General features: G+C 69.2%; 9 protein-coding genes. 7 read left to right on the top strand and 2 right to left on the bottom strand.

The features are described 5' to 3' along the window. Window positions 1–583 precede the first annotated feature (583 nt). Window positions 584–1,330, top strand: a complete 747-nt coding sequence (locus ACLJK8_RS11740; protein WP_413150454.1) for a LuxR C-terminal-related transcriptional regulator — start codon at window positions 584–586, stop codon at window positions 1,328–1,330. Between the two features lie 98 nt (window positions 1,331–1,428). On the opposite strand, the gene ACLJK8_RS11745 is transcribed toward ACLJK8_RS11740, so the two are convergent. Further along, window positions 1,429–2,166, bottom strand: a complete 738-nt coding sequence (locus tag ACLJK8_RS11745; RefSeq protein ID WP_413150455.1) for a GntR family transcriptional regulator — start codon at window positions 2,164–2,166, stop codon at window positions 1,429–1,431. 127 nt (window positions 2,167–2,293) lie between these two features. Here ACLJK8_RS11745 and ACLJK8_RS11750 point away from each other — a divergent pair, with 127 nt between their 5' ends. Continuing rightward, on the top strand, window positions 2,294–3,685 hold the full coding sequence (locus ACLJK8_RS11750) for an adenylosuccinate lyase family protein (protein ID WP_413150456.1): 1,392 nt from the start codon (window positions 2,294–2,296) through the stop codon (window positions 3,683–3,685). After that, window positions 3,685–5,244, top strand: coding sequence for an SLC13 family permease (locus ACLJK8_RS11755; protein ID WP_413150457.1), 1,560 nt, complete (start codon window positions 3,685–3,687; stop codon window positions 5,242–5,244). Before ACLJK8_RS11750 ends, ACLJK8_RS11755 begins: the two co-directional genes overlap by 1 nt. 174 nt (window positions 5,245–5,418) lie before the next feature. Here the strand turns inward: ACLJK8_RS11755 and ACLJK8_RS11760 are convergent, their stop codons facing one another. Next, window positions 5,419–6,969, bottom strand: a complete 1,551-nt coding sequence (locus tag ACLJK8_RS11760) for a PLP-dependent aminotransferase family protein (RefSeq protein ID WP_413150458.1) — start codon at window positions 6,967–6,969, stop codon at window positions 5,419–5,421. Window positions 6,970–7,240: 271 nt separating this feature from the next. Here ACLJK8_RS11760 and ACLJK8_RS11765 point away from each other — a divergent pair, with 271 nt between their 5' ends. The 4 genes from ACLJK8_RS11765 to ACLJK8_RS11780 all read left to right on the top strand — a co-directional run bounded on the left by ACLJK8_RS11765 (window position 7,241) and on the right by ACLJK8_RS11780 (window position 13,733). After that, window positions 7,241–8,377 (top strand): sugar phosphate isomerase/epimerase family protein, encoded by a 1,137-nt coding sequence (locus ACLJK8_RS11765; protein WP_413150459.1) that lies wholly within the window; start codon window positions 7,241–7,243, stop codon window positions 8,375–8,377. A gap of 26 nt (window positions 8,378–8,403) precedes the next feature. Beyond that, window positions 8,404–9,687 (top strand): MFS transporter, encoded by a 1,284-nt coding sequence (locus ACLJK8_RS11770; protein WP_413150460.1) that lies wholly within the window; start codon window positions 8,404–8,406, stop codon window positions 9,685–9,687. Between the two features lie 201 nt (window positions 9,688–9,888). Beyond that, window positions 9,889–12,675, top strand: coding sequence for a LuxR C-terminal-related transcriptional regulator (locus ACLJK8_RS11775; RefSeq protein WP_413150461.1), 2,787 nt, complete (start codon window positions 9,889–9,891; stop codon window positions 12,673–12,675). A 140-nt stretch (window positions 12,676–12,815) separates the two neighbouring features. Beyond that, the gene (locus ACLJK8_RS11780) at window positions 12,816–13,733 is read left to right on the top strand and encodes a TauD/TfdA dioxygenase family protein (protein WP_413150462.1); all 918 of its coding nucleotides are present in this window, start codon (window positions 12,816–12,818) and stop codon (window positions 13,731–13,733) included. Window positions 13,734–13,775 lie beyond the last annotated feature (42 nt).

Here is a 13,775-nt window from a genome sequence, read left to right on the forward strand (position 1 = left end):
CTGTCCCTCCTGCGTTCAATGCAGAAGGGAAATAGGTGGCCGGATTTTACTCCGCCCGCGGCCGGACTATCCCGCCGCTACCGTGGCCGGTTTTTGCACCGCCGCTCTCATCGCGGTCAAGCTCCGGCCGGAACATCTCGAAATCGATGACCCGGCCAAAGCCTCGAGGGGGTCGCCGATGTCGCTCAGCCGGTCATCCGCCGGCTCATACCAATCCCCCGCGCCCCGTGGGATCAGGGAATCACGAAGCGTCCGAACCGGCGAGGTACATCGCGGGGGCCCCAGACATCACGCTCCGCGACCCGGTACGGACCGTGGGCGAGGCCTGCTCGGTCGCCGATGATACGGCAGGCAAAGTACAACTGATACGATTACATGATCAGAACTGTCAATTCCGTACTATACATAAGAACAATCGTATTACGAATATAAGTCAACTCCAAATTGATAATTCAATATATTTACCGTACACTATCATATTATGGTTGAAAAGTTGGTACTCATGGTTATTCTCGCGTGCACACATGTAAATTGAAGGAGCGGGCGCATTTCTGGCCCGCTGGGGATGGGGTGGAGCATAGTCATGGGAGATTCGATGAAAATGCGCGGCGCGCATCCAATTCATATGATTAATGATCTTAAGAATGATGACATCTATACCAGTAGCGCGCTTTCATTTTCAATCATAGACAGCAGAAGGCTGGAAAGGGAATGCTTTATCCGGGCGATCAAGTCCGTGCATCAAGGCATAACGGTCGACGCCTACGGCTCGGCAAGTGAATGGCGCGACAACACGGATCGCGCACCTTCCCGCGGCATCCTGTTCAGCGTCGGCGGCTCCTGCGCCAACCAGCCCGCCGTCCAGACGGCCTTGCGCGAGCTCGTTGCGGAGGCGGGCACCACGCCGGTCATCGTTCTCTCCGAATCCGAGGATCTGCGCGACATGATCGCGGCGATCGACAACGGCGCGCGCGGCTATGTGCCGACCAGCGTCGGGATCGATGCCATCATCGATGCCGCGCATCTGACACTGGCGGGCGGGATCTTCCTCCCGGTGTCGAGCCTGTCGGCGCTGCGGAGCACGATCCCGGCGAGCGAGACGCGTCCCACCGGGATCGAGGATCATTTCACCTCGCGCCAGGCGGCGGTCGCGAACGCGTTGCGTCAGGGAAAGGCGAACAAGACCATCGCCTATGAACTGAACATGTGCGAGAGCACCGTGAAGGTTCATATCCGGACAATCATGAAGAAGCTGCGGGCGAGCAACCGGACCGAAGCCGCCTTCAAGCTGAATCCCCTGTTTCCAGAGGATCGGCCCACCGACCGTTAGCAGGCCGGCGAGGACCCCCCGCCCCCATCGGCATGCTCGACTGGCTTGCCGAAACATGATCCGCGCGTCGGACGGCGGGGGGTGCTCCAATTCGCGGATCAGTTCCGCCGGTTCAGCACCGTCGAATACGAGAACCGGTCACCGGGGTGCAGGCTCACCGAGACTTCCGCCAGTGAGCCGGCGCCGAGGTAGTACTGTCTCCGCAGTTCGAGCGCCGGGCCGCCCGCCTCGGCGCGCAGCGTCGCGGCCCGGGCGGGCGGCAGGGAGACCGCCTGGATCCGCTGGCGGATCTCCTGGATCCGGCGCCCGGACAGATCCTCGATCAGCTCGCTGAGGAGACCGGTCGCCTGTTCGAACCGGTCCCGGACCCCGGCTGCGAAACTCGCCTCGATATAGACATCGGTCCAGCAGACCGGCGGGTCCGCCGGGCGGTCCCGCCACAGGCGCAGGCTCGAGATCCTGAGCCAGCGGCTGCCGGGGCGCACGCCGAGCAGCCGCGCCATGGCGTCATCGGCCACCTCGTCGCGGATCTCCATCGTCTGGCGGATCGTCGCCTCGCCGAATTGCTGCACCTCCTCGATCCCGCCCACGGCCTGGAAGAACCCCGGCTGTTCGCGCGGCGGGACGGCCGATTCGACGCGGGTGCCCACGCTTTTCCGGCGCGAGACGAGGCCGGTGTTCCGCAGCTCCTGCATCGCGGCGCGGATCGTCGAGCGGCTGACCGAGAACTGTTCCGCGAGTTCCATCTCGGTGGGGAGCAGGCTGCCGACCGGGTAGCGGCCGCTGGAAATCGCTTCGGTCAGGTCCCGGGCGACCTGGGCGTAACGGGTGTGCATCGGCTCTCTCGCATGGGGCTTCTCGGCACGGACGCTAGCGCGACTTTGTCCGAACATAAAGGGCTTGATCGAATCGATAAGTTCGTACATTAACTATGTACGAACAAAACATCGAGGAGATGCCCCCATGGCCAGCACCGTTTTCGACTCCCTGCTCTTCCGCGACATGTTCGGCACCGCCGAGATGCGCGAGGTCTTTTCCGAAGCTGGCCTCGTCGGCCGCTACCTCGAAGCCGAGGCGGCGCTGGCGCGCGCGCAGGCCCGCATGGGCGTCATCCCCGAGGCCGCCGCGAAGGCCATCGACGACGCCGCGCGCGCGATCGAGATCGACTACGACCTGCTGCGCCACGAGACCGAGATCGTCGGCTACCCGATCCTGCCGCTGGTGCATCAGCTCTCGAAGGCGGCGGGTGACGCCGGGCGCTACGTGCACTGGGGCGCGACCACCCAGGACATCATGGACACGGCGAACGCGCTGCAGCTCCGCGCGGCGCTCGACATCGTCCGGCGCGAGCTGACCGAGCTGCGCGGCATCATGGCCGATCTCGCCATCCGCCACCGCGACACGCCGATGGCCGGGCGCACCCATCTGCAGCAGGCGCTGCCGGTCACCTTCGGCTACAAGGTCGCGGTCTGGCTCTCCTCCATCGACCGCCATATCGAGCGGCTCGATCAGGCGCTGCCCCGCGTGCTCGTCGGCGAGTTCTCCGGCGCGGCGGGAACCCTCGCCTCGGTCGGGCCGGACGGGCTCGGGATGCAGCGGCTCTTCTGCGAGGAGCTCGGCCTCGGCCAGCCCGCGATCACCTGGCACGTCGCCCGCGACGGCGTCGCCGAGGCGGTCACGCTGCTCGGCCTCGTCACCGGCACGCTCGGCAAGATCGCGACCGATGTGATGATGATGGCCGCGACGGAGTTCGGCGAGCTCTCCGAGCCCTTCGTGCCGGGCCGCGGCGCGTCCTCGACGATGCCGCAGAAGCGCAACCCGATCTCGTCGGAACTGATGCTCGCCGCCGCCAAATCGGTGCGCCAGCATGTCGCCGCCATGCTCGACGGCATGATCCACGACTTCGAGCGGGCGACCGGCCCGTGGCATCTCGAATGGATCTCGCTTCCCGAGAGCTTCCTCCTGACCGCCGCGTCGCTCGCCAATGCGAAGTTCATGCTCGCGGGCCTGGTGGTTCATGAGGACCGCATGCGCCGGAACCTCGATCTCACCGGCGGGCTGATCGTCGCCGAGGCGGTGATGATGGCGGCGGCACCGAAGCTCGGCCGCCAGCACGCGCATGACGTGGTCTATGGCGCCTGCCGGACGGCGATCGAGGGCGGCGGCCAGCTCGCCGACATTCTCGCCGGCATCCCGGAAGTGGTCGAGGCGCTCGGCGGCGTGGAGGAAATCCGCGCGAAATGCGATCCGGCGAATTATCTCGGCCTCTGCGGCGAGATGGTCGACCGGGTGGTCGGCACGTCCGGGCAGGCCGAAACCGGGCCCCGGCTGGTCCGCGCCGGAGGTGACCTCTGATGACCTGCGCCGTCACCCATACCGAACACGCGGGCGATCCCGCCGGCGGCGACCGTTTCGACCGGGCCCGGCAGACCGTCGGCATCGTTCTGGGGCCGCTCCTGCTCGTGGCACTTCTCCTGATCCCGATGGATCTCGACTGGCACCAGCAGTCGCTGCTGGCGCTGATGGTCTTCGTCTTCGTGATGTGGATCACCGAGGCGCTGCCGATCCCGGTCACCTCGCTGCTGGTGCTGGGGCTCGCGGTGGTCCTGCAGGTGCCGTCCCTCGAACCCGGCTCGGGGGAGAGCGCGTCCGGCTTCATCTACGGCGCCTTCTCCTCCTCGACGCTGTTCCTCGTGATCGGCGGCTTCATCCTCGCCCAGGCGATGATGGTGCACGGGCTGGACCGCCGCTTCGCCCTCGCGGTTCTGTCGATCCCGGGCGTGGCGCGCTCCACCGCGACCGTCGCCATCGCCTTCGGCCTCGTCGCGGCGCTGGTCTCGGCCTTCGTCTCGAACTCGGCCGCCGCGGCGATGCTGCTGCCGCTCGGCCTCGGCATCGTCGCCGCCATCGGCCCCGAGATCACCGCCGTGACCGGCGAACACGCCAGCCGCAGCCGCTTCGCCTGCGTCACCATGCTGATGATCGCCTATGGCGCCAGCGTCGGCGGCCTGCTGACCCCGATCGGCAGCACCGCCAACGTGATCGGCCTCGGCTTCCTGAAGGAACAGGTCGGCGTCGAGATGGGGTTCTTCGAATGGACCGCCCGTACCGCGCCGCTGTCGATCACGCTCTTCATCGCCATGTGCGTGGTGCTTCTGGTCATGAACCGTCCGGAAGTCGGCCGTCTCCGCGGCGCGACGGACTATGTCCGCGACGCCCGCGCCAGCCTCGGGCCGCTCAGCCGGGGCGAGATCAACACGCTCGCGGCCTTCCTGCTCGCGGTCGTGCTCTGGGTCGGACCGAGCCTCGCCGGCGACGGCGCGGCGCCCGGCACGGCGCTCCACGCCTTCCAGACGCTCGACATCGGCACGGCGGCGCTGATCGGCGCGTCGGTCCTCTTCTTCCTGCCCATCGACTGGCAGGAGCGCCGGTTCACGCTGAACTGGAAGGAGGGCTCGGACATCGACTGGGGCACGGTGCTCCTCGTCGGCGCGGGTCTCGTCCTCGGCACGCTGATGTCCAACACCGGCCTCGCCGAGATCATCGGGACCAATATCGTCGACCTGCTGGGCTTCACCAGCGTGGTGCCTGTCGTCATCGCCTCGGTCGCCATCGCGATCTTCATCTCGGAGGCGACCTCCAACACCGCCGCCGTCGGCGTGGTGGTGCCGGTGGTGATCCCGATCGCCGTCGCCGCGGGGATCGACCCCACCCTGCCCTCGGTCGCCGCCGTCTTCGGCGCCTCCTGCGGCTTCATGATGCCGGTCTCGACCCCGCCCAATGCCATCGTCTACGGCTCGGGCATGGTGCCGATCTTCCGGATGTTCCGCACCGGCATCGTCTTCGACGTCATCGCCGTCGCCGTGATCTCCGCCGGCGTGCTCGCCATCGCCGCGATCAACCCCCTGACCTGAGTGTCCTCGGCCCCCGGGTGCCTCGCCCGGGGGAGGTCGCTGGTCGGATGCGCCCCCACCGCCACGATCCGAACCCGAACCCTGGATCGCCCGGGGTTCGGGTTCGGATCATTCTGTCATACTGGCGGGCCGGGTGGAGTCGCGGAGCAAGCAGGCCTCGCCGCGCGGCGGGGTTCATGTCGCCGGCCGGCGGTCCTCGGGCGCCGCGGGCGTCTCGGAGATCGCGATGCCCAGCCGCCGCAGGCCCGGGGCGAGCTGGTGCTCCGCGACGCCGGTGAAGCCCATGAGCAGCCCCGGCCGGAACCGCGGGTTCACCGAATAGTCGCTCAGCGGATAGCAGTGGACACCGGCCGCGACGGCGCGGCGCGAGACCGCGCGGTCGTCGGTCCCATCGGGCAGCCAGGCCACGACATTCATGCCGCTGTCGGGTTTCTCGACATGGTAGAGCCCGGCGGACAGATCCCCCGCGACGGCGAGGAAGCGCTCCCGCCGCCCGGCATAGAGTTCGCGCATCCGGCGCAGGTGGGTGGCGAAGTGACCCTCCGCGATGAACTCGGCGAGCGCCATCTGCGGCGCGACCGGCATCCCGCGGAAGATGAGCGCCATGGCATTGCGGAACATCCCGACCAGGGCCGGAGGCAGGACGAGATAGCCGATGCGCAGCGCCGGGAACAGCGCCTTGCTGAAGGTGCCCACGTAGATCGTCCTGCCGGCGGCGTCGATGCCGCGCATCGAGGGCAGGGGCCGCCCCGTGTAGCGGAACTCGCTGTCGTAGTCGTCCTCGATGATCCAGGCGTCGCTGGCGCGCGCCCAGTCCAGCAGGCGCTGGCGGCGGGAGGCCGACAGGGCGCGGCCGAGCGGGTGCTGGCGCGATGGCATCACGAAGGCCAGGCGCGGGTCGCCGGACGCCGCCACCGCCGCCTCGAAATCCATCCCCTCCGCGTCGACGGGGACATGGATCAGCCGGCGACCCAGCGACTGGAACAGGTGGCGGGCGATGAACGGGCCCGGGTCCTCGAACAGCAGGCCGTCGCCCGGGTCGGTCAGCAGCTGCGCGGCGATCATGAAGGCGGCATGCGCCCCCGGGGTGATGACGATCTGCTCCGGGTCGCAGGCGTCGCTCCGATGCAGGGCGAGATAGCTGGCGATCGCCCGCCGCAGGGGCTCGTAGCCGGCGGGATCGGGATAGCCCATGTTGCCGCGATACGCGCGGCGCGTCTGCCGGTTCACGCAGTTCTGCCAGAGCGCGAAGGGGAAGTGATCATAGGCGGGCGTGTTCGGCAGGAAGACCCGGTCTTCGCGGACATCGATATCCGCGTCGAGCGTCAGGAGCCGCGCGCCGATGCCCGACGATCGCGGCGGCTGGCCGTCCCCGCCCGGATCGTCCCCGCCCTGGTCATTCCCGCCCTGGTCATTCCCGCCCTGCTCGGCCGGCATGGGTGGCAGGTGGGGCGGGGGCGTTTCCGTCACGAAGGTTCCCGCGCCGCGCCGCGCCTCGAGGAACCCGTCGGCACCGAGCCGTTCCAGCACCGCCACCACGGTCGGGCGCGACACGCCGAGCTCGGCGGCGAGCGCGCGGCTCGACGGCAGCCGCGTCCCGCCGGGCAGCTGGCCCGCGCGGATCACATCCCGCAACTGCTCCTCGAGCTGGTGCGAAACCGGGATCGGACTTTCGCGATCCAGCCGAAGTCGCGTCAGGAGCGCGCCCGACCGTCGCCTTGCCATGCCGCCGCCATCCCCGTCCTTGTCGCGCCCCCGTCCCTGTCGCGCCCCGTTCCCTGTCGCGCCACCATCCCTGCCACGCCATCGGCATCCTACACGCGGGGCGCAGCGATTGTCACACCGGACCCGATCAGGTGCCCGATCAGGTGCTGGTCGGCGGAGGCCCGCCCGGAAGTGGTCGCCGCGTTCCGCGATAGTGGCCAGATCGGCGAAGGCCGTCCTCGGGTAAACGTCTGGCACAAGGATCGCCCGCCCTTCTTCCAGGAGTGACAGGATGCATGCCGCCCAAGCCCGCTTCGCCGAACTGCTGCGCCGAAACGCCGAGCACGAAGCGCCGCCCCCGCCCCTGACCCCCGCGCTCGCCGCCCGCCTCATCGAGCGGATCGATGCCATGCGTCTCTTCGCCCATGGCTATCCGATGCTGACCAACCTGACCCATCTGCGGGTCAGACCGGCGGATCTGCTCGATTACGCCTACCGCCACGAGCTGCGCGGCCTTTGCCTGCACGTGCTCGACGGCGAGGAGAACAGCCTGTCGCGGATGACCGCGGCCGAGCTGCGCGCCTTCGGCGAGAAAGCCGCGGCGCTCGGGCTCGACCTTCACCTCGAGATCAGCAGCACGCGCCGCGACGATGTCGACCGGGCCGTCGAGATCGCCCGCGCCGTCGGCTGCCGCGATATCCGCGTCTATTCACGCTACGAGGGGATGCTGTCCACGGTCATGGCGGTGATCGAGGCCGATCTCCGCTACCTCGGCGAACTCGCCGACACCCACGACCTGAATTTCGATTTCGAGCAGCACGAGGAACTGAAGAGCTTCGAGATCGCCCAGCTGCTGCGCCGGGTCGGCAATCCGCGGCTGAACGCGCTGTTCGACTTCGGCAACATGATCAACGCGGGAGAGAAGCCGCTGCCGGCGCTGCGGGCCCTCGCCCCCTACATCCGCCAGGTGCATCTCAAGGGCGTTCGCATCGTCCCGGAGAAGAACGGCGACGGCCATTACGGGGTGCTCCAGGGCAGCCCCGAGGACGATCTGCCGGATGCGCGGATGCTCTTCGAACTGCTGATGCTCGGCCAGTCGGAGCCCCAGGTGATCGCCTTCGCGCTGGAGCAGGAGAACCACTATGTCGCGCCGGCCTTCCGGCGGTCGGACGAGCCCGAGGACCCGTTCATCCCCTATCGCGACATGAGCGAGACGCATCTGCCGCCGGGCTATTCGCTCAAACGGATGATCGCCGACGAGCACCGCTGGGCGGAGAACCAGCTCCGCCATGTTCGCGGCCTGATCGGAGAGATGCGCGCGCTCGCCGCCCTCGTGCTGAGCGCGGCCAATCTCGCAACCGGCGATCCCGCGACCGGCGATTTCGCAACGGGCGACCTCGGCCGCGCGCCCCGGCGCCTGACGGCCTGATACGCAAGATCCACGGAGGAAACGTCATGACAACCCAGGCCAAGGCCAAATGGCTCAGGTTTCTCGTCCTCGTCCTCGGCGGCGGGACCATCTACAAGCTCGCGAACCTGAAGGATGCGTTCTACGTGCCCATGCAGGAGAACATGGGGCTGAGCCATACCGAGATCGGCACGCTGCTCAGCGTCAATGCCATCGTGGCGACCGTCCTCTTCGTCGCGGGCGGCTTTCTCGCCGACCGCTACGAGCCGCGCCGGCTGATCCCGGTCGGGCTGATCGGCGCCGGCCTCCTCGGGCTCTACATGGCGACATTTCCCGGGTTCGGTGCGATGCTGATCGTGTTCGGTCTTCTCGCGATCTGCGCCGACTGCCTTTTCTTCCCCTCCCTGCTCAAGGCCATCCGGAACCTCGGCGACGATGACGAGCAGGGCCGGATGTTCGGTTTCCTCGAAGGCGGGCGCGGGGTCGTAGATACCCTGATCGCCTTCGCGGCGCTCGGCGTGTTTCTCGTCATGGGCTCGGGCGCCGACGGGCTGAAATCGGCGATCCTGTTCTACTCGGCGATCAACATCGGCGCCGGCCTGCTCACATGGTTCCTGCTGAGCGACGCGGAGCCCCGGGCCGATGGCGGCAAGGAGCCGGTCGGCCTGGCGGGCCTGATGGAAGCGGCGCGGGTCCCCGGCATCTGGCTGGTCAGCCTGAACGTCTTCATGGTCTATATCGTCTACTGCGGCCTGACCTATTTCATCCCCTATCTGAAGGACATGTACGAGCTTCCGGTCGCGCTCGTCGGCGCCTACGGGATCATCAACCAGTATTTCCTGAAGGTCCTGGGCGGCCCGGCCGGAGGCTACATGTCGGACAAGACCTTCCGGAGCCCGAGCCGCTACCTCAAATGGGCGTTCCTCGCGCTGTTGCCGGTGATGGGCGTGATCGTCGCGCTCCCCACGGGCCCGGGCTTCATCTACCCGGCGATGGCCGCCACCCTCTCCTTCGCCTTCATCGTCTTCACGATGCGCGGCGTCTTCTGGGCCCCGATGAGCGAGGTCGGGATTCCGTCGCGCATCACCGGGTCCGCCTTCGGGATCGGCTGCCTGATCGGCTATGCGCCGGGCATGTTCGCCTACATGATCTACGGCGCGATCCTCGATCGCTTCCCGGGCGAACAGGGCTACACCTATGTGTTCGGCCTGATGAGCGCGCTGGCGGTGATCGGCTTCGTGGTCGCGAGCCTGCTGCGTCGGACGATAAGCGGCGGGGCGGCCCTCGCCGGAGCGTCCGAAGCCGCGACCGAAGCCACGTCGGGGGCCTGATCACGCCGGGCGCTTCGGGCGCCCGAGGGGAGCTCCCTGCCGGCGGCGGCTACCCCGCCGCCGGCCCCCGTTCTCGAGCCCGTTTTCGAGCCTGTTTCCGAGCCCGTTTCCATCCCGGTGGACCGGGCTACCCGATTCCGCTACTCAAATCGCATGGGTGGCGCGATGCCCGGACGCAACTGCACAAGCGGTACCATGGAGATGCGAGAGCACGCCGCGATCAGGTCGGCTTCGGGCGAGGTGGCCTCGGGCGGAACAGCTTCGGGCGGGGCGGCCCCGGGCGACGTGACGGAGGCCGGGCTCGTTCTCAAGGCGACGCCGCCCCGGCTCCAGCGCGACCAGCTCTCCCGGCCGCGGCTCCTGCTCGGGGATATCCGGCTCCGCGACGTGCCGGCGGTCTTCGTCCAGGCTCCGGGGGGCTACGGCAAGACCTCGCTGCTTGCCCAGTGGCGCCGCGAATGCCTCGGCGCCGGCTCGGTCGTGCTCTGGCTGACGGCGGGGCGGGGCGACGATCCGCGCCGGCTGCTCCGGAGCCTGGTCGCCGGTTTCGCCACCGCCGCCTGCCGGCCGGGTTTCGGCGAATCCCTGTTCGCGGCGCCGCCGCCCGATCCGCTGGAGGGCCTGACCGAATGGCTGGCGGAGGTCGCCCGCTCGGCGCTCGACACGGTGCTCGTCCTCGACGAGGCGGAGCAGCTGCCGGCCGAGTCGTTCGAGGCGGTGACCTACCTGCTGCGCAACCTGCCGCCCAACCTGCGGGTGCTGATCGGCACCCGCGGCGAAATGCCGGACGGCCTCGACGATCTCGTCGCCTATGGCCAGTGCGCGATGATCGGCGCCACCGACCTGCGCTTCACCCTCGACGAGACCATCGCGCTCATCCGGCAGCGGTTCGGGGCGGAGTTCGACGCGGGGCTCGCCGTCCGGCTGCACGAGCACGCGGACGGCTGGCCGCTCGGACTTCAGCTCGTCCTCTCGGTGATGGCGGGCGACCGTGAGCCGCGGACGGCGGCCGAGGCGCTGCTCCGGGAAACCGGGCAGCTTCGGAACCGCCTCGTCGGCATGATGCTCGCCAATCTCGATCCGGCGGATCTGGCGTTCCTGACCCGGCTCTCGGTCGTCGACGACTTCACGCCGGCACTGGCGGCCGCGATCGCCGAGGCGCCGGACGCCGCCGAGCGGCTGGGTCGCCTCGCCGCCACCACGCCGGTGCTGGTCGCCGTCGAGCAGGGCGACTGGTCGCGGCTGCACGCGCTGGCGCGCGAGGCGCTGCGCGAGCGGTTCGGCCGGCTCGGGGAGGACGAGCGGGTCGCGGCGCATATCCGCGCCGCCGATTGGCTGGAGGCGAACGGCATGGGCGCGGCGGCGGCGCGGCAGGCGCTGGCCGCCGGCCGGCGCGACCGGGCCTTCGAACTGGCGGAGCGGAGCCTCTACGATTCACTGATGGCGAAGGGCCGGGTCGACGATGTGCGGGACTGGCTCCGGATCATTCCGGATGCCGAATCCGATGCCCGGCCGCGGCTCCTGCTCGCCGCCGCCTGGTCGCTTGCGATCGGCGAACATCACGAGGCGGCGGAGCGGCTGGTGGCGCGGGTGCTGGCGCGCGACAACACCGACGACGAGCTGCGCTGCGAATGCGCGCTGGTCCGCGCCGGCGCGGCGGTCTTCGCCGACGATCCCGACCGGTTCGCGGCGCTGCATGACCCCTGGGCCACCGACCCGCCGCTGACCGATCGCTGGCTCCGGAAGATCCATGCCAACCGCTCGGCCTTCCGCGCGCTCATCGATGGCGAGCCGGCGATGGCGCGGCTGCGGCTGCAGCGGGCGCCGGCGGGAGATGACGGCCCGGGTCATGACGGATCTGGTCATGACGAATCCGGCGAGGCGGGCGAGGAGGCGGCGGCGCTCTACCTGACGCGGTGGGGTGAGTTCATCAACGGGCTCAGCTATCTCTGGGAGGGCCAGGTGCTGCTCGCCGAACGCATCCTGCGGCCGGCGCTCCTGCGGGCGGATGCCGATCTCGGCCGGCGCAACCGGTTCTCCTGCATGCTCGCGGCGCTCCTCGCGGCGGCGCTCTGGGCGCGGGGCCAGCCGCGCGAGGCGGAACTCGCGCTTGCCAACCGGCTCGACGTGCTCGAGCGGAGCGGGCTGCCCGAGGCGGTACTGCTCGCCTTCCGGACGCTCGCCCGGATCGCGGCGGATGAGAGCGAGGCGCGGGCGCTCGACCTGCTCGAAGGGCTCCACGCCGTCGGCGAGCAGCGCGCCATGCCGCGCCTGAAGGTGGTAAGCCTCGCCGAGCAGGTCTGGCTTCATGCGCGGGCCTACCGGGCGGAAACCTGCCGCGACCTGCTCGCGCGCATCGACGCGCTGCTCGCCGCCGAGGGCGCGGGCCGCGGGCCGCTCTGGTGGAAGGGCATCTCGGTCTATCGCGACATGGCCGAGGGCCACGCGGCGGTCGCCGCGCGCGACTGGAAGGCGGCGCGGGCGCCGTTCGAACGTGCCAACGCGGCGGCGCGGCGGGGCAAGCGGCAGCGGCTCTACATCGAGACGCTCGGGTTCCGGGCGCTGGCGCTGCATCTCGGCGGCGAGGATGGCGGCGAACTGGCGCGCGAGGCGGTCGAGCTCGCCCGGGTCTACGGGCTGACGCGGGCGTTCGAGGCCGCGCATCCGCTGCTCGGCGAGCGGATCGAGCGGATCGCCGCGCGGGCCGGGGAAGCCGCTCCGCCGCCGGCCAGACCGGCGAAACCCGCGGCGCCGGCGCCGGCGGAGACGGACCTGGTCGCCCGCTCCTCGGCGCTGACGCCGAAGGAGCGCGAGGTGCTCGAACTTCTCGCGCGCAACCTGTCGAACAAGGAAATCGGCCTGACGATGAACATCCACGAGGATACCGTCAAATGGCATGTGAAGAACCTGTTCGCGAAGCTCAGCGCCGGCAACCGCAAGCAGGTCGTCTCGCGGGCGCGGCTCATGGGAATCCTCGCCCCGGCCTGACGCCGCCTCCGGGGAAGGGCCACCCCCCTCCACAGGTGGGGGGAATCGGCGGGCGGCCCGGGCTATCTATCCCGCATGAAGCCGGCCGATGGGGGCGACACGGAACGCCCCGGGACCGGATCCAGAGGAGGAACCAGAGAATGACCGCAGTGGTTGAAGCCGCCACCAGGCCGGGCGCCCCCGCCAGCATCTCGGCGCGGCTCACCGCGATCCGGGTCGAGCCGCTCACCGGCGCGATCGGCGCCGAGATCCTGAACATCGACCTCGGCGAGGCGGCTCGCGACGCCGACACGATCGCCGAGATCCGCGCCCTGCTCCTGAGGCACAAGGTGCTGTTCTTCCGCGACCAGGACATCAGCCGCGCCGATCATGTCGCCTTCGCGCGCAATTTCGGCGAGCTGGAAGATCATCCGGTGGCGGGCAGCGACCCGGAGCATCCGGGCCTCGTGCGGATCTACAAGTCGCCCGACTCGCCCAATGATCGCTACGAGAACGCCTGGCACACCGATGCGACCTGGCGCGAGCGCCCGCCCTTCGGCTGCGTGCTGCGCTGCGTCGAATGCCCCGAGGTCGGCGGCGACACGATGTGGGTCAACATGGCCGCCGCCTACGAGCGGCTGCCGGAGGAGATCAAGGCGCGGATCGCGGGGCTTCGGGCGCGTCACAGCATCGAGGCGAGCTTCGGGGCGGCGATGCCGGCCGAGAAGCGGCTCGCGCTCAAGGCGCAGTTCCCGGACGCCGAGCACCCGGTGGTGCGGACGCATCCCGAAACCGGTGAGAAGGTGCTCTTCGTCAATGCCTTCACCACCCATTTCACCAATTTCCACACCGCCGAGAACGTGCGTTTCGGCCAGGACTATTCCCCGGGCGCCAGCCAGCTCCTGAACTACCTGATCTCCCAGGCCTTCGTGCCGGAGTTTCAGGTCCGCTGGCGCTGGAAGCCGAACAGCGTGGCCTTCTGGGACAACCGCTCCACGCAGCACTACGCGGTGATGGATTACGCGCCCTGCCACCGGAAGATGGAACGCGCGGGCATCGTCGGCGACCTGCCCTACTGACCTGATGACCGGCCGGTAGCCCCGGCCGTCACCCCTCCCGAA

It is taken from the genome of Amaricoccus sp. W119 (assembly GCF_047275745.1).
In the GTDB taxonomy this organism is placed as follows: Bacteria; Pseudomonadota; Alphaproteobacteria; order Rhodobacterales; family Rhodobacteraceae; genus Amaricoccus.

Excerpts from the sequence above, each read along its gene's own strand:
- ACLJK8_RS11740 (WP_413150454.1), top strand. The coding sequence starts at position 584 with ATGGGAGATTCGATGAAAATGCGCGGCGCGCATCCAATTCATATGATT.
- ACLJK8_RS11745 (WP_413150455.1), bottom strand. The coding sequence starts at position 2,166 with ATGCACACCCGTTACGCCCAGGTCGCCCGGGACCTGACCGAAGCGATT.
- ACLJK8_RS11750 (WP_413150456.1), top strand. The coding sequence starts at position 2,294 with ATGGCCAGCACCGTTTTCGACTCCCTGCTCTTCCGCGACATGTTCGGC.
- ACLJK8_RS11755 (WP_413150457.1), top strand. The coding sequence starts at position 3,685 with ATGACCTGCGCCGTCACCCATACCGAACACGCGGGCGATCCCGCCGGC.
- ACLJK8_RS11760 (WP_413150458.1), bottom strand. The coding sequence starts at position 6,969 with ATGGCAAGGCGACGGTCGGGCGCGCTCCTGACGCGACTTCGGCTGGAT.
- ACLJK8_RS11765 (WP_413150459.1), top strand. The coding sequence starts at position 7,241 with ATGCATGCCGCCCAAGCCCGCTTCGCCGAACTGCTGCGCCGAAACGCC.
- ACLJK8_RS11770 (WP_413150460.1), top strand. The coding sequence starts at position 8,404 with ATGACAACCCAGGCCAAGGCCAAATGGCTCAGGTTTCTCGTCCTCGTC.
- ACLJK8_RS11775 (WP_413150461.1), top strand. The coding sequence starts at position 9,889 with ATGCGAGAGCACGCCGCGATCAGGTCGGCTTCGGGCGAGGTGGCCTCG.
- ACLJK8_RS11780 (WP_413150462.1), top strand. The coding sequence starts at position 12,816 with ATGACCGCAGTGGTTGAAGCCGCCACCAGGCCGGGCGCCCCCGCCAGC.